This window comes from Vibrio sp. 10N.222.55.C6 (assembly GCF_041473395.1).
In the GTDB taxonomy this organism is placed as follows: Bacteria; Pseudomonadota; Gammaproteobacteria; order Enterobacterales; family Vibrionaceae; genus Vibrio; species Vibrio crassostreae_C.
In genome coordinates, this window is the sequence record NZ_JBFRSD010000032.1 from 13,776 (window position 1) to 34,510 (window position 20,735).

Here is a 20,735-nt window from a genome sequence, read left to right on the forward strand (position 1 = left end):
CTTATCGCGAATTTAGCTCATACGACTCTAGCTTCTGCGACTTGAGCTCTCACAAATGAGGCTCATGTGGCTGAAGCTTATGCCGCTGAAATTTGCGGCACTTTCGGTAAACGCAGAGAGATCACCGTCGTTATCGCCAAGAATGCGAAGGAAACCCACAGACACGCAGACAAACCTGCCATTTGGAATACCAAGCCCGACAATATCGTGCCAATCAAACGGCCCATCGCGTTTGCCATGTAGTAGAAACCGACATCAAGAGAAACGCCATCGCCTTTCGCATAACTCACAATCAAATATGAGTGAAGTGATGAGTTCACCGCAAAGATGACACCAAACACCATCAAGCCACCGATAATAACTAACTCGGGTTGCCAGCCAATCTGTACCGCATAAGCGATAGCAGCGGTCACTATAGCCAGCGCACCAGCCCATAACAGCGCGGCATGGCCATCTGGCACCTTACCTTGAGCTTTACCAGTAATCTTGGGTGCAATGCCCTGCACAAAGCCGTATGCGATGGTCCAAGCCGCTAAGAAGCCACCCACCCATGAGTGATCCCACCCAAACACGCTGCCTAGGTAAATCGGCAAAGCAATCACAAACCACACATCACGAGCGCCAAACAGGAACATACGTGCTGCGGATAGGATGTTGATGGATTCAGACTTAGAGAAGATCTGTTTGAACTTAGGCTTGGTTTTCGCTTTGCCCATGTCCGCTTCTAAGCTCAACACACTGCCAACGAAGACCAATGCCAACACGGCTGCCATCGCGAGCACGGCGTATTGGAAGCCAATCGTTGAAAGCAGTAAACCACCAATAAAGAAGCCTGCCCCTTTAAGCGCATTCTTAGATCCGGTCAGAATCGCAATCCACTTATAAAGCGCGCCTTGTTGTTCATCAGGAACCAGAGTCTTAATTGAGCTCTTGGCACTCATCTTATTGAGGTCTTTAGCGATACCAGACAAGGCTTGCGCCGCCATGACCCAAGGAATGGTCAGCATTGCCGTTGGCACCGCGAGCATACCCAAGGCGACGACTTGCATGCCTAACCCAATGTTCATGGTCTTATTGAGGCCAAGACGCGCCCCTAACCAGCCACCGATTAGGTTAGTCACCACACCAAAGAATTCATAGAAAAGGAACAGTGAGGCGATTTCTAACGAACTGTAGCCAAGGTCGTAAAAATACAGAACCACCAACATGCGAAGTGCACCATCAGTAATGGTGAAGTTCCAGTAGTTAAAAGTCACCAACATGTATTGGCGAACGCTCTTACTTAGATTTGAAAACATAACGCTATCTCTGCAATCTAAACAAAAAGAGCTTTTGGATCATGATAAGTTCAACACTCCAGATACCAAAAGCTCCCTGTCTAACACTGATGACTATTAGCTATTCGCTACGCCATTAATGTATTCAACCTGGATAGGTTTAGTGAAGGCACCTGGACGCAGTGCCTGCACCTCTTGAACTACCTTGCTCAAATCCCAGCCTTTTTCTAACAGTAGGTGAGCTGCGAACAAACCAGTGCGACCAGAGCCGCCCATACAATGCATTGCAACCTTGCCGCCGTTATCGACGATGTTATGTAGCTCAGGGCTAGCTGCTTGCCACTTCGCAGCAAAACCAGCACCCGGTGCACAGTCGTCTTCAATTTCGATCTGGAACCATTGCATACCTAACGCACGTGTTTTTTCACCAAGTGCCGCCACGTCTTTGCTTGCAAGCTCATGGTCATCAAGTGCTGTCACGATAGCTTCAACGCCTTGCTCTTTTAGCTGAGCCAGTGATGCATCAAGCGTTGCTTCTTTTGTGCCTGGGCACGGAGTAAGCACTAGCGCACCTTGCTCTAGGTCTAGTTGCCATGTTGGATGTATCATTATATCTTCTCCAGATTCTTATTAAGCAAGGCCAACGGTACGAACAAGCTCAGCGGTACGTGTTGCGTAACCCATCTCATTGTCGTACCAAGCGTAGATCTTAACCATGCGCTTACCGACCAACATCGTTGATAGTGCATCCACGATTGTTGAGCGTTGGTCGCCTTTGTAATCGATAGAAACCAGTGGACGCTCTTCAAAGCCAAGAATACCTTTTAGTTCATTCTGAGACGCTTCTTTCAGCATCGCGTTAACTTCTTCTGCCGTGGTGTCTTGCTTCACTTCGAAGATGATGTCTGTCAGAGAAGCGTTCGCTAGCGGTACACGAACTGCGTGGCCGTTGATGCGGTTTTCTAGCTCAGGGAAGATCTCAACAATCGCTTTGGCGCTGCCCGTCGTTGTTGGGATAAGACTCATGCCACATGCACGTGCGCGGCGTAAGTCTTTGTGCGGCGCATCAAGAATAGTTTGCGTGTTAGTTAAATCGTGAATAGTGGTGAAGGCTGCGTTCTCGATACCAAGCTTCTCGTTGATCACCTTAACCACTGGCGCGATACAGTTCGTTGTACAAGACGCTGCCGTTACGATTTTGTGTACCGCAGGGTCGAAGATATTGTCATTCACACCAACAACGATGTTTGCGATGCCTTCTTCTTTCACTGGCGCCGATACCACAACACGTTTCACGCCCTGCTCTAGGTATTTGTTTAGGAAAGAGGTCTTACGGTGAACACCTGTCGCTTCGATAACCACATCACAACCAGACCAGTCGATCGCATCGATGTCGCGCTCTTGTGTGGTCTTGATGCGCTGGCCATTAATGATCATCTCATCGCCTTCTGCAGTTACTTCGTGGTGAAAGCGACCTTGAACTGAATCAAATTCTAGAAGGTGGGCCAGTGTTGTTGTGTCGCCAGCAACATCGTTAATTTGAACAAATTCTAGCTCATCCCAATCGAATGCTGCGCGAAGTGCTAGACGGCCGATACGACCAAAACCATTAATACCTACTTTGACTGTCATTTTCTGTTCTCTCAGTTAATTGCCTTCATATTTGAAGCCGCAGCGTTGTTGACTACGTTCACTTACCGGAGCGCCGGCCGCCCTAATTACATAGAGCCACTATGCTCATAGGGATAAGTTCACTTGTCGCCTAGCTGCAACTACAACTATTTCGGCATTAAGTTTTAATGTATTTAAACGCAACATACTGGGCGTGAGTTCATCGACTCTAAGCGCTCAATATCTTGCTGGTATTCAGTTTTCAAACAGTTCGATGCAATAAGGTCGTCAATTAACTTTAGCATCCAACCTGGTAAATCTTGTGACAGGCGGTAAAACACCCACTGCCCCTGGCGAACATCAATCAAAACACCGTTTGAACGCAGCTGCGCAAGATGGCGTGAAACCTTTGGCTGACTTTCTTGCAATGCCTGAGTCAACTCACCAACCGATAAGCACTCATTGCGAACTATCAACATTAAGCAACGCACTCGCGTTTCATCGGACAGTAATTTAAAAAATTGGTGAGGAAGCATAAAAACATACTCATATATGGATATGCACATATCTTAGATGTAAAAAAACGCACGTCAAGGCGTGCGTTTCAATTGTCATAAAAGTTTAACGAAGAAATATCAGAGCTTGTTGGTCACGGTATGGCTCCAACGGCGCGCTTCAGTAAGCTCCGTTTTAACCTGATCCACGCTTAATCCTAAATCGGCGCAGTGCTCATCAATCTGTTGCCAATCGGCATGCTCAAAGCTCTCTTCAAGTGCGAGCAAGGTACCATATGGCCCTTCTCTACGTAATAGAGCAACCTTGATACTTTTACACAGCGGCAACTGCTCGACTAAGTTATCTAACGACAAGTCCAACAGAGCATCCAACAAGGAGAATAAGCCAATCATAAAGGCCTGTTCTCTATACCCTTCAAATGCCTGATAGCGAGACATACGCTGACAAAACTGAGCACGCTGTAGAGACAATCCATACAGCTCTTTAGGCTTTTTATCGGACACATAAGAGGCGACGGCTAACGAGACAAACATTTTCAGTTTCTCTTGACCTAGATATACCAAAGCCTGACGAAAAGAAGAGATGGTAACTTCAAGGCGCGGCGACATAGTATTCACAAAACGCAGCAGCTTATATGAGAGCGCCACATCTTTCGCGACAATGCTCTCCACCCGTTGAAAGTCCACATCGGGCTTACACACTTCTTGAAACAGCTCCATAGCAATCACTTGCTCAGGGCTAATGTATTTACTCTTGATGATTTCCGGTTTATTGAAAAAGTAACCTTGGAAAAACTTAAAGCCAGCCTCTTTGGCTTGCTGGAATTCTTGTTCGGTCTCAACGCGCTCCGCCAAAAAGCTAAACTTTTTCCCTTGATGCGCCCTAACCAAATCACACGCTTCATCCAAACCCATCTGCATAATATCGAGCTTTACGATATGCGTGTATTTAAGGAAACGTTCCCATTCTGGGGTCGAAGTAAAATCATCTAGGGCAATCATGTAACCCGCTTGGTAAAGGTCTTTAACCGCTTCCAACAATTCATCTGTTGGTTTACAGGTTTCCAGAATCTCTACCACCACCTTATCTTTCGGCAAACTTAAGGGCAGTCGACGAATCAAACTTTGATAAGGGAAGTTGATAAAGCAGCGTGAAGATGGAATAGAAGGGTTAAGACCAACAGACAAGAAGTTCTCAACAATCAGACGATACGTTGCTCGATTAGACTCAATATGCGCTGGGTACGCATTCTTTTCTCCATCGCGAAATAACAACTCATAGCCGAGTGTATTCCTCTTGCGATTTAAGATAGGTTGTCGAGCAACGTATGTAGCGGTCATTTCTTGATAACTCTGATTGGTTTAACTATAACTCAGTCGCTTAATCTAAGCTTTCGCGGCAGCTAGCAAAGCACCGCAGCCCATGAACATACCACCAAATATTTTATTTATCTTACCCATTATGCGATCAGAGCGAATAAAACGTCCCATTTGTGACGCTAATGAGGTGTAACCCAACATAACAACGCTATCAATGAATACTGTCGTCACACCTAGCACTAATAACTGAGGTGCTTGAGGTTGTGTAGGGTCAATAAACTGAGGAAACAAAGCCACCAAAAACACGATTGATTTCGGGTTAGTTAGGTTGATAAGCACAGCGTTTCTCAGCAGTTTGCCACTCGACAGAGTAGAGCTTTCTTCAGATGCTACTAGGCTCGAGCTATCACGCCACTTTTGAATACCTAACCAAAGTAAGTACACCACGCCGACCCACTTAATGATGGTGAACGCCAACGCAGACTTAGCAACGAGTGCACCGATACCCGCGCCCACCAGCATAATGTGAAACGCAAGACCAAGCTGTAAGCCAACAATTGATGCGAGTGACTTTTTAGTGCCATAGCTAAGCCCATTACTGATTGAGTTAACGGTACCCGAGCCCGGAGCCAAGCTAAACAAAATCGCTGTGACAACATAAGCAAGCCAAACATGAGTATCCATTTGCATTTCCTTACTAGTTCTTTAATCTAACAACATTAGTAGCAATAAAGCTCTCACACGCATCAGTTCAGGTAATTTCCCATGGAAAACCACAGCGAAGCCACCTTCCCTTACACTCAAGAACCTCAGTTCGATCATGCGATTAAACACCCGATCAACGCTCTTTGGCAACAAAGAAAAGAGGGGTTTTTAACATCGTCTGGTAAAAAGAAACTGTACTGGTGCAGCCTCACCTCAGAAAAGCACAGCAAAGCTATTGTGATTTCAAATGGCCGTATCGAATGCTGCCAAAAATACCAAGAAATCTTTTATGATTTTTATCAACAAGGCTATGACGTTTATTCATTTGACCACCGAGGTCAAGGCCAGTCTGAACGTATGGTAACAGACTCTGACATTGGTCACATTCATGAGTTTGATGATTATGCATCTGACATGTCTGACGTCATTGCCAGTTTTGATCTCAGTAAGTATTCCAATCGCTACCTGCTCGCACACTCAATGGGCAGCACCATAGCCACTCGCTACCTACAAACCCATCCAGACCACCCGTTTGATAAGGTGACTCTGTGCGCTCCGATGTTTGGTATCAATACCGAGTGGTACCTGAAACCTATCGCGATGATCGTTGGACAAGTGCTTACCGCTTTTTATGCCAAGCCAACTTACGCGCCGGGCCAGCAAGCATATTATTCGAAGCCTTTTGAAAACAACTTACTGAGCCACAGTAAGGTTCGCTATCAGTGGTTCCGTCGCTTATATGACGAGTCTCCATCTTTGCAGGTGGGTGGACCAAGCACGCGTTGGGTGTGGCAAGGGTTAATGGCCGCCAAGCAAGCAATTCAACAAACTCGTCAAATCAAGATCCCTCTGCTATTGATTCAAGCTGGGGATGAAAAGATTGTCAGTAACAGTGCTCAAGTAAAGTTCATCTCTAAGCTGAAGAAAACCAACTCTGATTGTCAGTTTAAGTTGATTGAGGGTTCTAGGCATGAGGTGTTGTTTGAGCAGGATGAATATCGCAATCAAACACTGGATGCGATCAATCAGTTTTTCGCCTAGAGCTAATAGGCTAAGCAACCTACCAAGAAAATAAGCGCTAAAGAGGAAGAGAAGTAAGTGAGCTTTGCCCTCTTTTCTTGCATGAATTTGGCATACAATTTCTACCTAGAGATATTGTAGTTAAAACGATTCTAGCGCTGGCTAGCGTCAATATTGGTTAAGCATTTTGCAATGAGGGTTAAATGAGTATTCCTGCACTAAAAGATTCCGTGAAAATTGTTGCTTCTGATTTAGATGGTACGCTTTTGGCTCCCAACCATCAGCTAAGCGACTTTACCAAGCTAACGCTTAAGAAATTACACGACCAAGGTTATACCTTCATCTTCGCTACGGGTCGTCACCACGTCGATGTGGCGGGTATTCGTCAGATAGCAGGTATTCCGGCGTACATGATCACTTCAAACGGTGCACGCGTGCATGACCAAAACGATCAACTGATGTATAGCCAGAACGTACCTCAGGAACTCGTTCAGCCAGTTATTGATATTGTGCGCCAAGATCCAAACCTCTTTATTCACATGTACCAGAATGAAGATTGGTTACTAGACCGTGAAGATGAAATGTTGGCTAAATTCCACAGTGAGTCTGGCTTTAGCTACAAGCGCTTTGAAGCTGAAAACGCACCAAGCGAAGGCATCGCGAAAGTCTTCTTCACACATCCAGAACAAGACCATGAATATCTCGTCACGTTTGAACAAAAGCTAAGAGATGCTTTTGGCGACAAACTGAACATCGCCTTCTCTACACCTTGGTGTCTGGAAGTGATGGCAGCTGAAGTCTCTAAAGGCCACGCTCTAGACGCTGTTGCAAAATCACTAAACCTGACTCTGGATAACTGTGTTGCCTTTGGTGATGGCATGAACGACGCTGAAATGCTGGCTATGGCGGGTAAAGGTCTAATCATGGGTACATCACATGAGAAAGTGATGAAAGCACTACCTGACAATGAAGTGATTGGCAGTAACGCAGACGATGCCGTTGCTCACTACCTAGAAAAGCATCTGCTCTAATCTCGCTCGTTGAACAGATCTGAATAAATAAAAAGGCAGCCAACTGGCTGCCTTTTTTGAACCTTACGTAAAAAGCTCTCTCTAACGCTATCGAGAACCTAACACTTCTTTGCTTAAGATTGCCTGCCACTCTTGTTCGGTAACCGGCATGATCGATAAGCGATTACCGCGTTTCACCAAGGGCATTTCGGAGAGTTCAGGCATGGCTTTAAGCGTAACCAAAGGAATCAAGCGCTCAGTCACTCGCACAAACTCGACATCCACCATGATCCAGCGTGGGTTATCGGGTGAAGACTTAGGATCGTAGTAATCACTCTCAGGGTCGAACTGAAAGTGGTCTGGGTAGGCTTCTCTGGTTACTTTAGCGATCCCCGCTACGCCAACTTTTTTACATGATGAGTGGTATATCATCACCAGATCGCCAAGCTTGACGTCATCACGCATCATGTTTCGAGCCTGATAGTTGCGTACACCCTCCCAACAAGAGGTTTTTTGTACTCTAAGAGTCTGAATAGAGAAGGTGTCGGGTTCTGTTTTAAATAACCAATATGCCATAATAAATCCAATTAACGGTTGCTCCGAGGAAGATATAACATGAAGGTAATGAAAAACCCAGTGACATGGCTAGTCGCGTTCGCTCTACAAGGCTGTGTTACGGCACCTGATACGCCGCAACAACCTGAACAGCCCCCAGCAAACTTGGATGAGCCACTGAGCATTCAACCGCAAACCTTCATCATGCGTGGTCAGGTGGTGGTTGGCCATGAAAGCCGAACCTTCACTCCTTGCGGTAGCCAACAACAATACTGGTTAGACTTATCTCCAGAGTTAGCGTTAGAAGCACAAGGGCTCTCAACGAGACCTTACCAAGCCTTATATGGCGAGCTGATTGGTCACCTAACCGTGCCGAGCCAAACGGGTTATAACGCAGATTTCACAGCGCGTTTCGTGGTTGACCAAGTGAACATCCTAACCGCAGAGAACCCTGAGCGCTGCGACCAACCACTGCGTTCAACACGAGTATTCGGTAATGAACCCTTCTGGTCAGCAACCTTCGATAAAGACCAGCTGAAATATACTAAGATGGGCGAACAGCCACAAACCCTCGATATTGAATCAAGCCGCACCACACCAAGCAGTCGTGATTACCAATTAGAAGGTAAAGCAGCGCAAGGCAAACTCAACCTTACAAAAGAGAGCTGTAGCGACGGCATGAGCGATTCTATCTATGGGTGGCATGCCAAGCTTAACCTCAATGACAGTAACTACAATGGCTGTGCGACGGTCTCTAACCAAGATCCAACGCTGGACTGGAGCGGACTCTACTTCGCTAGCTCAACGCAAAACTCAGGGTTCTCTATCAACCTTGAACTCAACAATGACCACAGTGCTATCACGACTTATTCATACAGCAATGGAGACCCTTCTATTGTTGAACAAGGCTTCTGGCAGCAACTGAACCAAAATCAGGTACAAGTGGTTATGACTCGCCACCAGCAACAATATTTGATCTCCGAGCGCATCTTCACACTCGATAATGGCAAGCTAATCGCTGAAAAAGAGAAAGTGGGCAACGTGGTGTATCCGATTGCCAATGGCGGTCTGGTGCTATTCGAAGCTAAGAGTGCGCAAGCACAAGTAAACACCACCACTAACGTTGATCTAACCGCAAAGCAGGTGAACTCCAGCGATCAACTTGATCCAAAAGTCGACCAAGCGATCCGCGAATACTTTAAGATCAACAACAGCTCACCTGACGACACTAAATACCGCTGGTTAACCTACGACCTCAACGGCGACGGTAAAGAAGAGCTGTTCGCCCAACTCGATTGGTGTGGTTCTGGTGGCTGTACACTGCTAATTTTCGAAAACCATCAAGATAACTGGCGCTTCAATAGCCGAGTGACACTGGTTAAGGGCGACATACGCTTAGGTAAATCGCAAAACCACGGCTGGCAGGATCTGATCTTCAATGTCAGTGGCGGCGGTGCAACACCGGCGAAACACACACTTTCATACTCTGGTGTCAGCTACCCGCTAAACCCAAGTGTCGCTCCAGTTGCAGATGATGCTGATATCAGCGACGTGGTTTTGTTTGCTGATGGTATCTCACCCGCACAAAGTGGAGTTAAGTTGTAAACATGAGTAACCAACAAGCTTGCCATGGTTGTAGCTTCACTCACCAATGTATTTGTCACCTGATACCTAGTGTCGCAAGCCAAATCGATCTTGTACTGCTCACTCATGAGAATGAACTGTCACGCGATACCAATACAGGGAAGCTGCTTCAGCAATCCCTTGATCAGTGTCAGTCCATTGTATGGCAAAGGAAAACACCACCAGCGGAGCTCATCGCACTGCTTGACGATGAAACACGACAACCGTTTCTTTTATTCCCAAGTGATCAAAGTGTCGAGTGCCAGCAAGCTGTAATGACCCAAGCCCAGAGCCGTAAGCCGCTATTCATCATCTTGGATGGCACATGGCAAGAAGCGAAGAAGATGCTTAACAAGAGCTCGTGGTTACAAGCCGTTCCGCAAGTTCACCTCGATATTACCAGCGAATCTTCATACACCTTGCGCCGCAACCAAGACAGTGGCCACTTGTGTACTTGTGAAGTGGGTATTGAGTTACTCAAATCTTTAGGTGAAAGTGAATCTGCCAAGCTCATTGATGACTACTACCAGCATTATCTAAAAGTGTTCCACGCCGACAAGTGTGGCCACGCCCTCAAATAGACCAAGCAGGCGCGCGGGAAGGTAAAAACACATTTCGGGACGAGACAGACACTAAAAACAAAAAGGGTGAGCCATAAGCTTACCCTTTTTACATCGTATTTTCGTTATTGAGCCAACCAGTGTTTCACGTGAAACGCTCGCTCCATCAAAACAAACGCTGAGGTTGACCAAAGTAATACCCTTGCAAGTAATCGACCCCCATGTCTTCAGCAATACGGCACACCTGCTCATTATGAACGAACTCCGCCACCGTCTTAGCATTCAGAATCTGGCATAAGCTCACCAACTGCTGAGCGATCTTGCGCTGCTTTTTATCTTTATCAATATTGCGAATCAAACTGCCATCAAGCTTGATCACCTGTGGTTCTAGCTTCAATATCTCATCAATGTTCGAATAGCCCGAACCAAAGTCATCAACAATAATATTCACACCAAGATCGCGGAAGTGATTACACACCTCAATCAAGCGACCGTAATCCTGAATTTGTTCCGTTTCTAACACCTCCAAGCCAATACGCTGTGGGTGACTGATTTTCTTGATCGCTTGTTCAAGGTGAAGAATGGTTTTCTCATTGCTGAAATCTTGTGGCGCTAAATTAATTGAGAACGAATCGGTTCGCTGACTCATAAAATCGAAGGTGCGCGTTATCATCTGACGACTGAGGCGTGTATAGAGATGGGTTCCTTCAATGATTGGCAAGAACTTACCCGGTGCAATTAACTGACCGTCCTCTTCAATTCGAACCAAACACTCGTAGCTCTCTACCTGATGACTGTGTGCTGAAACTATGGGCTGAGAGCACGCCACAATATTCTGATTAAGCACCGCGCGACTCACGCACGACAGCCAACCAAGTTGCTCTTGGCGATGCTTCTCCAATTGAATGAGTGCCTTGGCGCTCACTAGGTGCTTGTTCTGGCTGACAGCGCTGCGCCTCGCATCAATCGCCTTCAACAATAAGTCATCAATAGAGGTAGTCGGGAAATCTCGACGGCTGGCGATACCCGCACAGATAGACACCGACAAGTAATCAATATCGGGTAAACCGGTAGGCTCAAAATTCACATGCTCGGTTTGATCGGCAAATTCCGAGAATCGCTGATGAATATGTTCTTGGCTCGCCCAACTATCAAACACCACCGCCCACTCACCAATACCGATACTGTAGAGCTGACAGCCCTCATCAAAGAACTGCCACAGCGCCTTTTGAAAGTACTCACTCAAATCATGCAGAAGCTTGTCACCTACTCGATAACCATACTTCTCATTGATCTGACCAAAGGTCGTGACCTTCAAAGCTAGTAAGTGGCTATCACTGCTCATCTTCGACAGTTTCTCACGCAGCACACTTCGATTGGGTAAACCTGTACGGTGATCAATTCGATAGCTTGCCGTCAATGCAGTGGCTTGCTGCTGAATCTTACTCGCCATGCTGTTGTTCATGTCATCGACATCAAGCAGTGCATTTCGGATCAATGAAAACAGAGGGGATATGTTGGTCGCGGGTTGCGTCTCTAATGGCAATACCGCCTTACCCTCGCCTTCTCTAAGCGCAAGATAAGTGAGGCTATGGTGCAAGATTCGCTGTTGGCCATTCTCTTGATAAAGTTCTCCCATGCAGTAAACGCCATAGCTGTCGGCCAATTTTTGGAAAACCTCAACCTCTTGGTTGCCATCAATAAAGTCGATACGAGATGTACAGTTATAAATGAAGAACTGTTCTGGCCTATGAGAGGCGATCTGCTGCACGCCCAGTCGTATCTGCTCTAAGGTCAGTGATGGATGGTCATAACAAAACCGGACCTCATCGCCCACTTGGAACAGGCCGCTGAATTCTATCTCTCCACTTTCCGTTACCTTGAGCGGTAAGTGAATGTTTTGCTCTTTCGGGTCACCGACCATCAAGGGAAAGTTATGCAGTTGCTCAAAAGGCACTTCGAGGCCATCAGCGAGGTAACGATTGTAGAGTTCGCGAACAGGCATCCCATCCAGTTCCAACAACCGGTTCTCTTGAGCACCTGTCACTCGAAAAGTTCGACCAATCGGATTCCATTCAGTGTAGTAACCCTTAGCGATGGAGAGCTCAACACTGTGCAGCGCCAACATCACATAGGCATTTTCATAGCAAATGCCGTCTAACATCACCCATCGCCCATTATCTGTGATGGTCGATGCACCGCCACAGATCGGTAATGAATACATCGACTGCTCAAACGCTGAAAATAGATCTCGGTTATTTATCTGCAAGCGGTCTGCGAAACAGATGATGCTTTGAGTATTATCATTGCACTCAAGCTGTTGCCACATAGCGTGGCTATCGAGCAATGGTTGTTCGCTATATTCGACAACACCACAAGAGTAAGACGTCGCGTCAAAGCGGGTAACAATCAGATAAAGACCTTGGTGCAGGATGACACCTTGACTAATGTAGTGGTTAGCACTGCAACCAATCAATTTGGCATTGGGAAAAGTCGATTGAATCACTTGGCAGGCAGCCAAAACAGAACCTTTCTCGAAAGACGAAAACACCTGAATCAGTAGGCTTTCATGTTGATGAAAATCTATCTTTTCCAATTCACGTTGGGTTTGCTCAATGTCTTGTATCAGGAGAGAAGTCGACTGCATATTCACATTAATCGTTACGTTAATGATTTATTATTGTGCTTATTATAGATAAGGCTTGCACGGAATACTTGCGATCGCGTTATGAATAATGTGACCTTAGTTAGACATCATTCACTCCGCCAAAAAGCAGTCATTAATGGCGGCGCAGTACTTTTATAGCCAGTCGTTACACAATGCGGGAAGCTTTAACTGCTAAAACAGTCGCTTAGGCTCACCGAAGTAGTAACCCTGCAGATAATCGACACCCATTTGCTCTGCTATCTCACAAACCTGTTGGTTATGGACAAATTCAGCGACCGTTTTGGCATTGAACACTTGGCACAAACGAATCAACTGAGAGGCTATGTTTCTTTGTTTTTGATCTTTGTCGATATTACGAATCAAGCTACCGTCGAGCTTAATGATCTGTGGCTCAAGCTTAATGATTTCCTCGATGTTGGAGTAACCAGAGCCAAAGTCATCAACAATGATTCTCGCCCCGAGAGCACGGAAGTGATCACACACCTCAATCATGCGACCATAATCTTTAATCTGCTCAGACTCGAGAACCTCTAGGCCAAGTCGAGTGGGATCGTTCATAGCACTGATGGCGGTCTCGAGCACCTCAAGCGTCTTGTCGCTCAACAAATCTTGCGGGGATAGGTTGATAGAAAATGGGCTTTGCTTATCCGCCATATAACCTATGGTGTTCTTAATCATGTGTCGGCTGAGGCGAGTGTAAAGGTGCGTGTCGGCAATGATAGGTAAGAACTTACCTGGTGGCACAATGGTACCGTCTGACTCCATGATTCTGACCAAGCACTCTTGGCCAATCATTTCGTGCGTAACCGACTCCACAATTGGCTGGGAATAAGTGATGATGTTCTGATCTAAAATCGCACGACTTACACAGCTCAGCCAGCCTAGTTGCTCTTTGCGATCTTCTTCACTCACCTGAATGTCTTTAGCATTGGTGATGTGGGTATTGTTACGTACTCCATAGCGTCGAGCTTCGATCGCTTTCAATAAGATCTGGTCACCACTGTCGGTTAAGAAGTCACAACGACTAGCAAAGCCGCCACACAGAGAAACTGACAGGTAATCAATATCAGCCAAACCATATGGCTCAAAATTTATGTGTTCGATGTCATCGGCGAACTCAACGAAACCTTCTTTTATTTTCGTACTACCAACACTAGCATTGAAGATAATCGCCCACTCTCCAACACCAATACTGAATAGCTCTACCTTCACGCGAGGCTCTTTAACCACACGAAGCTGTAATCGCTCGATAAAGTGATTAGACAGATCGAGTAGCAGCTGATCCCCCACTTGATAACCATACTTCTCGTTAACCTGATGGAAGTTGGTTAGCTTTAAGGTCAGCAGATGTTCACTGAACAGAATCGTATTGAGGCGCTCTTTCAGTACGATACGGTTCGGCAAACCAGTACGCGAGTCAATGCGATAGCTTTCGGTTAAGCGACGCGCTTGTTGATGGAGTTTCTTTTCCATCTGAGTATTCATACTGTCGAGATCAGCGACTGCATTTCTGACTAGGTTAAGCAATGGCGACACGGTTGAGCCACACTGAAAGTCTTCGCAATGAAACTCTTTAATCTCGTCAGACTCGCGCATAGCGATATAAGTCAAGCTGTGGTGCAGTATCTCTTGGCGGTCTTCATTACGGTATAGCTCCCCCATGCAGTAGGCACCACATGTATTCACTATCCCTTCAAATGGCTTGAGCTCAAGTTTACTGTCGATAAATTCAAGTCGAGATACGCAGTTATAAATGATCACCGATTCAGGCTGATGCATGGCTAGCATCTCGGCACCGTGGTGCACCTTTTCTGCAGTGAGCGATGGGTGGTTATAACAAAACTGCGCCTCTTCACCGACATGCCAAGGGCTATCAAACTCAATACTGCCATCATCATTAATACGTAGCGGCGTCGAGATACCCTTCTTTCTGCCAAGTTCTCGATAAAGTGGAAAGCTCATCAGTTGACTAAAAGGAAGGTCTTTGCCATCCGCAAGGTAATGTTTGAATACTTCAATAGCCGGCTTGTCGTTCAATGCGTATAAGCGATTTCCGACTGCATGTGTGACTCGTAGCTTCATCCCAATCGGGTTCCACTCAGAGTACGCGTCCGACCAAACCTTCAACCTTGGGTTAGTCAGAGCCACCGCCACGCAAGCGTGTTGGTAGGTCTGTTCGTTATGCATAACCCAACGCCCGTATTCATTCTCATGACACAAGCCACCAGCAACAGGCAATGTATAGGGTAGGTTTTCAAAGGCGCTATAGATCGGGTAATCACGACCTTCAACCTGATCACATAGGCTGATGACCGTTTTGGCATCTTTCGAGAGATCTAGTTGAGAAGCGAGCTCTTGGCTGTCTTGGTTTGGGTTGCCAGTAAAAGGCTGAACCGCGGAGGTTAAACGGGTTTCATTAAACTCACTGATAATGATTAAGGTACAACTACTCTCAAGACAATTGTCACAGATAACATGACGAGCACTCTGGCCAATTAGGGTGGCATTGCTTAGGCGATTGAGAGCAATACTCGCGATTCGACGAGCCACATCAGAAGATTGGGCAGAGAAAAGTTGAATAAGATATTGTTTGCTGTCACACCACTCTCGCTGATCAAATTGAGATTTAAATAGCTCCTCAGTATTTGCGAGAAATGTAAATGTTTGCATGCCAACCCTTGATCGAAATAGAGTGAAGTGAAGAACCCGCAACCACTGCTATGACTGAAACGAATCGATAAAAAGTAGTCGCCAATTATCCTAGCCTAAACAGGCATTTAATTGCGACTAATGTAACAATTCAATATCATAAATGCGACACAATAAGCTTACAGAAGTCTTTAAATTAGTCGCATAAGATCGCTAAGTTGCTCTATTTCAACATCAGGCAGCACACTCGCCTTCGAAGAGAGGTATAAATTGGAACCAATGTCATTAAACCAGCACGCTTGGAAGCCATTTTGCTTGGCTCCATAGACATCCGTTTTGAGGTGATCGCCAACATGAAGAATATTCTCAGCGTCACAACCTAGGTGTTGCTGAGCTTTTTCAAACATATCTGGATAGGGTTTTGCTCTGCCATCAGGGCCGGCTTTAAGGATTAATTGAAAGTACAGCCCTAAGCCAATTTTGTGTGGATCGACATTGCCATTGGTAATCGCAACCAGAGGAATACGTTGGCTAAGTTCAGTCATCACTCGATGCGTTTCTTGAGGGACATCGACTTGATTACGCAACCACAAGGCATGCTCAATGCCCTCTCGAGCCGCTTGCTCTGCTTGCTGCAGAGAGTAACCCAATTGCAGCAAACCACTCTTAATCTGAGTTTCACGCCACACGGTGACATCATGTTTCAAAGCTGGGTTTTCAGATGCGACTTGCTGCTTAATGCCCTGCCACTCTTCAAGCGATAAAGAAGCCGACACTGGGTGCTTTTGATAAAGCCACTGTGCCATCTCTTTCTCAACCTTCATGATCACAGGCCAGTTGTCATACAGGGTGTCATCCAAGTCAAAGGTCATGGCTTTGATGGGCTTTAACCCTCGATAAATTCGCATAGTAAACCCTTTAATCTAATCTTTATTCTTCTTACGAGCTCTCGGGTGAGCCTGATCATAAGCTTGTGCTAAGTGTTGGAAATCTAAGTGGGTATACACTTGGGTCGTCGAGATGTTTTCATGGCCAAGCAACTCTTGCACAGCACGAAGATTTTGGCTCGATTCCAGCACATGCGTTGCAAAGGAGTGACGCAGTTTATGCGGGCTGATGTGGCTCGCGACAGATTGCTTCTTGCCCCACTCTTCCATGCGCTTTTGCACGCTGCGGTGAGAGATACGAGTCCCGAGCTTAGAGACAAACAGCGCGGTTTCACCCGGTGAAGCCAATTCACCACGAACTTTGAGCCATTTATCGACCCACTCTTTAGCTAAACCAGAAAAAGGCGCTTTACGTTCTTTGTCGCCTTTACCAATCACTCGGATTTCGCCTTGTCGACCCAACACATCTTTCAGATTGATGCCGACCAGTTCTGCCAGTCGTAATCCAGCACCATACATCACCTCCATCATCGCTCGATCACGAATCGACAATGGATCGTCCTCATTCACATCAAGCAGTTGACCCACTTCATCAACATCGAGGTTTTTAGGCAAAGGGCGTTGTTTGCGAGGTGCAGAGACACCTTTGGCTGGATTGGCGGTCATTTCGCCACGCAACACAAGGAAATCAAAGAAGCTGCGCAGTGACGATAAGCGCGTTGCAATGCTGCTCGCTTTCATTCCCTCACGCATGCCTTTACTGGCCAGTTGTCTGACCCACGCCGCATCGACTTGACCCCAATCCTTTAGCCCTAGAGTGACTAAATGACCGGCCATGGTTTCAAGTTGTTGTTTGTAATTACGTTGGGTGTGTAGGCTGAGTCCCTTCTCGCTTCGGAGATATTCATAGAAGCGAGAAAGTGGCTTTTGAAGGCTGTTAGGAAGAGGTATTTTGGGCTCTAGGCTCATTATTTATCTGCCAAGGTAAGGTGTCCGCCAAATGAGCGACAACAAGTGCTAAATGGCGTAAAAAGAGCGTATCCATATGGGGTTGGAAATGTCCGCCATCTTCACTAGAAAAGGCGAGCAAACCCAATGGAGACTGCTTAGCAAGCGGTAGTACTACATAAGAGCCTAGCTCTGGAACTGGATAATCACCAAACAAATCGTGTCTGTCGGCTTTTCTCAAGCGTCCAAGATAAGCATCTTTGCCATTGAAATGGTTAAGCGAAAACTTAGAGTAACCCTCAGCACTCAACTGATAAAAGCCAGATTGCGAAAGAATACGAACATGAGCCTTAAGCCCAAGATCTAACGCTTTTTGTTCAACGGCTTTTATCACCTGCATGAAGTCACTGCATTTCAGCACTTGCGCTTGCAGATCCATAAACTCATAGAAGGTTTTATCGTTATTTGCTGCCAACGACATCAAGCCAGTGATCTCTTCTTCAAGCTCTTCGATTCGATGACGTTGGCGTTTAAGCTGAACCTCAACCAGAGAAACAGCGCCCTGCTCAACGTTATTGATAGCAAGGCGATCAACCAAATCTTTTCGGTCTTGGAAAAAATCTGGGTTATCACGTAAATATTCCGCGACCACTTCTGCGGTGAGTGCGTCGGCTTCAACGTAAGACAAAACCTATCCTTTATTTTTATGAATATATTTGTTTTGGGTCGTTATTAGCAAGAAAGTTGACCATCAAACACATGCGTTGCAGGGCCGGTCATAAACAGAGGTTTACCCGGGCCTTGCCAGCTAATGTGTAAGTCACCGCCTGGTAGACGAACCTTCACATTCTCAGCCAGTAAGCCTTGAGTGATACCCACTGCAACTGCGCCACACGCTCCGCTGCCACATGCCTGAGTTTCACCCGCGCCGCGTTCGTAAACACGTAGACGAACTTCTTCACGGTTAACGACCTGCATAAAGCCAGCATTAACACGCTCAGGGAAACGTTCATGTGATTCAAGTAGTGGGCCTAAGGTGTCCACATCAGCCGTGTCGACGTCATCAACCACGGTAACCACATGTGGGTTACCCATGCTTACCGCACCACAGAATAAGGTGTGTACATCCGTTCTTAGGATATACGTCTTCTCTGGCTGCTTGGCCTTGAATGGAATCTTGCCGGGTTCGAACTCAGGAATGCCCATGTTCACCGTGATCAGGTCATTCTCTTCAATCTTGAGAACCATTTTACCTTTCTTGGTACTCACGTTGATGCTGTACTTATTCGTTAAGCCTTTCATGCGAACGAATCGTGCAAAACAACGTGCACCATTGCCACACTGCTCCACTTCACTGCCATCCGCATTGAATATGCGGTAATGGAAATCAGTTTCTGGATCATAGGGAGCCTCAACCACAAGTAGCTGATCAAAGCCCACACCAGTGTGACGATCCGCCAAACGACGGATCAAATCTGGAGAAAAGAAAATATTTTGAGTAATGCAGTCCACGACCATGAAATCATTGCCCAAACCATGCATTTTAGAAAAGTGGAAGTGCATAACGCTTAAAATTACTCCGGAAGAATGTTTTCAAGTTCCCACAGACTCGTAAGCTCTTCACGCTGACGAACCAAGTGAGTTTTATCGCCATCCACCATCACTTCAGCCGCACGCGAACGAGTGTTGTAGTTAGATGACATCGCGAAGCCATAAGCACCCGCTGAACGAACTGCTAGCAGATCACCTTCTTCAAGAACAAGGTCACGATCTTTACCTAGGAAATCGCCTGTCTCACAGATTGGGCCAACCAAATCGTAAGTCACAGTTTCACCCTGACGAGGGCTCACAGGAACAATATCCTGCCAAGCTTGGTAAAGTGCTGGGCGCATTAGATCGTTCATTGCTGCATCGATGATGGCAAAGTTCTTGTGCTCTGTTGGCTTGAGGAACTCGACTTTCGTTAATAATACACCAGCGTTAGCAGCAATCGCTCTTCCAGGCTCGAAAATCAGCTCTAGATCAGAATGATTGTCTAGGCGAGCCAATAAGGCTTTCGCGTAGTCAGAAGGCTGTGGTGGTAATTCATCACGATAAACCACACCCAAACCGCCACCGACATCAAGGTGTTTGATGTTGATACCGTTAGCACGTAGCTGGTCGATCAGCGCAAGCAGGCGATCGGTTGCATCGATGAAAGGTTCGATATCCGTTAACTGAGAACCAATGTGGCAATCAATACCATGGATAGACAAGTTATCGAGTGTTTTTGCAAACTCATAGACAGCAGGAGCACGGTCGAAAGCGATACCAAACTTGTTATCACGCAGACCAGTAGAGATATAAGGGTGAGTGTTCGCATCAACGTCTGGGTTGATACGCAGTGAAATCGGCGCTTTAACACCAAGCTCACCAGCTACTTTATTCAGTCGCTCTAGTTCTGGTTCAGACTCTACGTTGAAACACTTAATGTTCAACTCAAGCGCACGCTTCATTTCAGCGGCTGTTTTACCGACACCAGAGAATACAACTTTTGCTGGATCGCCACCGGCAGCAACCACACGCTCTAGCTCACCGCCAGAAACGATATCGAAGCCAGAACCCAAACGAGCCAAAGTATTCAACACGCCAAGGTTTGAGTTAGCTTTAACGGCATAACACACCAAGTGCGGATGCTCACCAACCGATGAATCAAACGCATTCCAGTGGCGTTCTAATGTTGCACGAGAATATACATACAGCGGTGTACCATATTGCTCTGCTAGTTGTGAAAGTGCGACGTCCTCAGCCCAAAGCTGGCCATCTTCCTGATAGTTGAAGTAATCCAAAGTTCTTATCCCTTATAAATAACGATTTCTGCGTGTTTTCACTTATTGTGATTGTTCGGTTTGCTGAACTTCATCAGGATCGTACAAAGGACCCGTTTGACCACAACCAGAAAGTCCAATAACGGACATCATAAATAGAGCAGCAATTAATTTTTTCATTTTGCATATCGTGATTATTAACTCAATGCCCCCTATAATCGCACCACACTCAGGAAAAGCAATAGGATAGAAAGGATGAACGAGACTGAATTTCATCAGCTGGTCGATATACAGATGCAAAACATCGAAGAAGCTATCGATGAATCAGAGGCAGATATTGATTACGAAGTGACTGGTAACGTGATGACGCTGGAGTTTGAGAACCGCAGCCAAATCATCATTAACCGCCAAGAACCAATGAAAGAAATCTGGTTAGCGTCTAAATCTGGTGGCTTTCACTTCAAGCTAGTTGACGACAAGTGGACATGTTCAAAGACGGGCATGGAGCTGTTTGAGATGGTTAAAGAAGAATGCGTGAAGCACGCAGGTGAAGCGATCGATTGGGTCTAATCATTTGTAA

At 46.2% G+C, this 20,735-nt stretch carries 20 protein-coding genes; 5 read left to right on the forward strand and 15 right to left on the reverse strand.

Features of this window, described 5'->3' with window-relative positions; all coding sequences use genetic code 11:
* Positions 1-77: 77 nt before the first annotated feature.
* The 6 genes from arsJ to rhtB all read right to left on the reverse strand — a co-directional run bounded on the left by arsJ (position 78) and on the right by rhtB (position 5,407).
* Complete coding sequence (arsJ, locus tag AB4486_RS17170) at positions 78-1,298, reverse strand: organoarsenical effux MFS transporter ArsJ (protein WP_029235838.1); 1,221 nt, start codon at positions 1,296-1,298, stop codon at positions 78-80.
* A 96-nt stretch (positions 1,299-1,394) separates the two neighbouring features.
* Entirely contained in the window at positions 1,395-1,886 is a 492-nt protein-coding gene (locus AB4486_RS17175) for a cyclin-dependent kinase inhibitor 3 family protein (protein ID WP_017061028.1), read from the reverse strand.
* Between the two features lie 21 nt (positions 1,887-1,907).
* Positions 1,908-2,909, reverse strand: coding sequence for an ArsJ-associated glyceraldehyde-3-phosphate dehydrogenase (locus AB4486_RS17180; RefSeq protein ID WP_017061027.1), 1,002 nt, complete (start codon positions 2,907-2,909; stop codon positions 1,908-1,910).
* A gap of 173 nt (positions 2,910-3,082) precedes the next feature.
* A complete protein-coding gene (locus AB4486_RS17185) occupies positions 3,083-3,424 on the reverse strand; it encodes a metalloregulator ArsR/SmtB family transcription factor (protein WP_017063763.1) in 342 nt (113 codons plus the stop codon).
* Positions 3,425-3,523: 99 nt separating this feature from the next.
* Positions 3,524-4,744, reverse strand: coding sequence for an EAL and HDOD domain-containing protein (locus AB4486_RS17190; protein WP_017061025.1), 1,221 nt, complete (start codon positions 4,742-4,744; stop codon positions 3,524-3,526).
* A 45-nt stretch (positions 4,745-4,789) separates the two neighbouring features.
* Entirely contained in the window at positions 4,790-5,407 is a 618-nt protein-coding gene (gene rhtB, locus AB4486_RS17195; RefSeq protein WP_017061024.1) for a homoserine/homoserine lactone efflux protein, read from the reverse strand.
* Positions 5,408-5,488: 81 nt separating this feature from the next.
* Between rhtB and AB4486_RS17200 the strand changes: the two genes are divergently transcribed.
* Positions 5,489-6,469, forward strand: a complete 981-nt coding sequence (locus tag AB4486_RS17200) for an alpha/beta fold hydrolase (RefSeq protein WP_372112375.1) — start codon at positions 5,489-5,491, stop codon at positions 6,467-6,469.
* 182 nt (positions 6,470-6,651) lie between these two features.
* On the forward strand, positions 6,652-7,479 hold the full coding sequence (locus AB4486_RS17205) for a Cof-type HAD-IIB family hydrolase (protein WP_017061022.1): 828 nt from the start codon (positions 6,652-6,654) through the stop codon (positions 7,477-7,479).
* An 87-nt stretch (positions 7,480-7,566) separates the two neighbouring features.
* Here the strand turns inward: AB4486_RS17205 and AB4486_RS17210 are convergent, their stop codons facing one another.
* Entirely contained in the window at positions 7,567-8,034 is a 468-nt protein-coding gene (locus tag AB4486_RS17210) for an EVE domain-containing protein (protein ID WP_017061021.1), read from the reverse strand.
* A 39-nt stretch (positions 8,035-8,073) separates the two neighbouring features.
* Between AB4486_RS17210 and AB4486_RS17215 the strand changes: the two genes are divergently transcribed.
* Together AB4486_RS17215 and AB4486_RS17220 are read left to right on the forward strand one after the other, a co-directional pair.
* The gene (locus AB4486_RS17215; RefSeq protein WP_371725448.1) at positions 8,074-9,618 is read left to right on the forward strand and encodes a COG3650 family protein; all 1,545 of its coding nucleotides are present in this window, start codon (positions 8,074-8,076) and stop codon (positions 9,616-9,618) included.
* A 2-nt stretch (positions 9,619-9,620) separates the two neighbouring features.
* Positions 9,621-10,217 carry a tRNA-uridine aminocarboxypropyltransferase gene (locus AB4486_RS17220; protein WP_017061019.1) on the forward strand — a complete coding sequence of 199 codons (597 nt, stop codon included), beginning with the start codon at positions 9,621-9,623 and terminating at the stop codon, positions 10,215-10,217.
* Positions 10,218-10,362: 145 nt separating this feature from the next.
* On the opposite strand, the gene AB4486_RS17225 is transcribed toward AB4486_RS17220, so the two are convergent.
* From AB4486_RS17225 to lptM, 8 genes are all read right to left on the reverse strand, one after another.
* Entirely contained in the window at positions 10,363-12,843 is a 2,481-nt protein-coding gene (locus AB4486_RS17225; protein ID WP_017063759.1) for an EAL domain-containing protein, read from the reverse strand.
* Between the two features lie 192 nt (positions 12,844-13,035).
* Complete coding sequence (locus AB4486_RS17230; RefSeq protein ID WP_372117880.1) at positions 13,036-15,534, reverse strand: EAL domain-containing protein; 2,499 nt, start codon at positions 15,532-15,534, stop codon at positions 13,036-13,038.
* 170 nt (positions 15,535-15,704) lie between these two features.
* Positions 15,705-16,421 carry a 5-amino-6-(5-phospho-D-ribitylamino)uracil phosphatase YigB gene (yigB, locus tag AB4486_RS17235; RefSeq protein WP_372117883.1) on the reverse strand — a complete coding sequence of 239 codons (717 nt, stop codon included), beginning with the start codon at positions 16,419-16,421 and terminating at the stop codon, positions 15,705-15,707.
* Between the two features lie 15 nt (positions 16,422-16,436).
* The gene (gene xerC / locus AB4486_RS17240) at positions 16,437-17,369 is read right to left on the reverse strand and encodes a tyrosine recombinase XerC (RefSeq protein WP_017061015.1); all 933 of its coding nucleotides are present in this window, start codon (positions 17,367-17,369) and stop codon (positions 16,437-16,439) included.
* On the reverse strand, positions 17,338-18,036 hold the full coding sequence (locus AB4486_RS17245; protein WP_017061014.1) for a DUF484 family protein: 699 nt from the start codon (positions 18,034-18,036) through the stop codon (positions 17,338-17,340). Before AB4486_RS17245 ends, xerC begins: the two co-directional genes overlap by 32 nt.
* Positions 18,037-18,080: 44 nt before the next feature.
* Positions 18,081-18,911: a diaminopimelate epimerase gene (gene dapF, locus AB4486_RS17250; RefSeq protein WP_017061013.1), complete on the reverse strand. Its 831-nt coding sequence runs from the start codon at positions 18,909-18,911 to the stop codon at positions 18,081-18,083.
* 11 nt (positions 18,912-18,922) lie between these two features.
* On the reverse strand, positions 18,923-20,176 hold the full coding sequence (gene lysA, locus AB4486_RS17255; RefSeq protein WP_017066756.1) for a diaminopimelate decarboxylase: 1,254 nt from the start codon (positions 20,174-20,176) through the stop codon (positions 18,923-18,925).
* A 42-nt stretch (positions 20,177-20,218) separates the two neighbouring features.
* Positions 20,219-20,335 carry an LPS translocon maturation chaperone LptM gene (gene lptM, locus AB4486_RS28720; RefSeq protein WP_017063757.1) on the reverse strand — a complete coding sequence of 39 codons (117 nt, stop codon included), beginning with the start codon at positions 20,333-20,335 and terminating at the stop codon, positions 20,219-20,221.
* 75 nt (positions 20,336-20,410) lie between these two features.
* On the opposite strand from lptM, the gene cyaY reads away from it, so the two are divergent.
* Entirely contained in the window at positions 20,411-20,725 is a 315-nt protein-coding gene (cyaY, locus tag AB4486_RS17265) for an iron donor protein CyaY (protein ID WP_017061010.1), read from the forward strand.
* Positions 20,726-20,735: the final 10 nt, after the last annotated feature.

Bases quoted from the DNA above. Each gene is read 5' to 3' on its own strand.
- AB4486_RS17180 (WP_017061027.1), bottom strand. From the start codon at position 2,909: ATGACAGTCAAAGTAGGTATTAATGGTTTTGGTCGTATCGGCCGTCTA.
- xerC (WP_017061015.1), bottom strand. From the start codon at position 17,369: ATGAGCCTAGAGCCCAAAATACCTCTTCCTAACAGCCTTCAAAAGCCA.
- lptM (WP_017063757.1), bottom strand. From the start codon at position 20,335: ATGAAAAAATTAATTGCTGCTCTATTTATGATGTCCGTTATTGGACTT.
- AB4486_RS17190 (WP_017061025.1), bottom strand. From the start codon at position 4,744: ATGACCGCTACATACGTTGCTCGACAACCTATCTTAAATCGCAAGAGG.
- dapF (WP_017061013.1), bottom strand. From the start codon at position 18,911: ATGCACTTCCACTTTTCTAAAATGCATGGTTTGGGCAATGATTTCATG.
- AB4486_RS17220 (WP_017061019.1), top strand. From the start codon at position 9,621: ATGAGTAACCAACAAGCTTGCCATGGTTGTAGCTTCACTCACCAATGT.
- AB4486_RS17200 (WP_372112375.1), top strand. From the start codon at position 5,489: ATGGAAAACCACAGCGAAGCCACCTTCCCTTACACTCAAGAACCTCAG.
- yigB (WP_372117883.1), bottom strand. From the start codon at position 16,421: ATGCGAATTTATCGAGGGTTAAAGCCCATCAAAGCCATGACCTTTGAC.
- AB4486_RS17230 (WP_372117880.1), bottom strand. From the start codon at position 15,534: ATGCAAACATTTACATTTCTCGCAAATACTGAGGAGCTATTTAAATCT.
- AB4486_RS17175 (WP_017061028.1), bottom strand. From the start codon at position 1,886: ATGATACATCCAACATGGCAACTAGACCTAGAGCAAGGTGCGCTAGTG.
- AB4486_RS17185 (WP_017063763.1), bottom strand. From the start codon at position 3,424: ATGCTTCCTCACCAATTTTTTAAATTACTGTCCGATGAAACGCGAGTG.
- AB4486_RS17215 (WP_371725448.1), top strand. From the start codon at position 8,074: ATGAAGGTAATGAAAAACCCAGTGACATGGCTAGTCGCGTTCGCTCTA.
- AB4486_RS17205 (WP_017061022.1), top strand. From the start codon at position 6,652: ATGAGTATTCCTGCACTAAAAGATTCCGTGAAAATTGTTGCTTCTGAT.
- arsJ (WP_029235838.1), bottom strand. From the start codon at position 1,298: ATGTTTTCAAATCTAAGTAAGAGCGTTCGCCAATACATGTTGGTGACT.
- AB4486_RS17210 (WP_017061021.1), bottom strand. From the start codon at position 8,034: ATGGCATATTGGTTATTTAAAACAGAACCCGACACCTTCTCTATTCAG.
- rhtB (WP_017061024.1), bottom strand. From the start codon at position 5,407: ATGGATACTCATGTTTGGCTTGCTTATGTTGTCACAGCGATTTTGTTT.
- cyaY (WP_017061010.1), top strand. From the start codon at position 20,411: ATGAACGAGACTGAATTTCATCAGCTGGTCGATATACAGATGCAAAAC.
- AB4486_RS17225 (WP_017063759.1), bottom strand. From the start codon at position 12,843: ATGCAGTCGACTTCTCTCCTGATACAAGACATTGAGCAAACCCAACGT.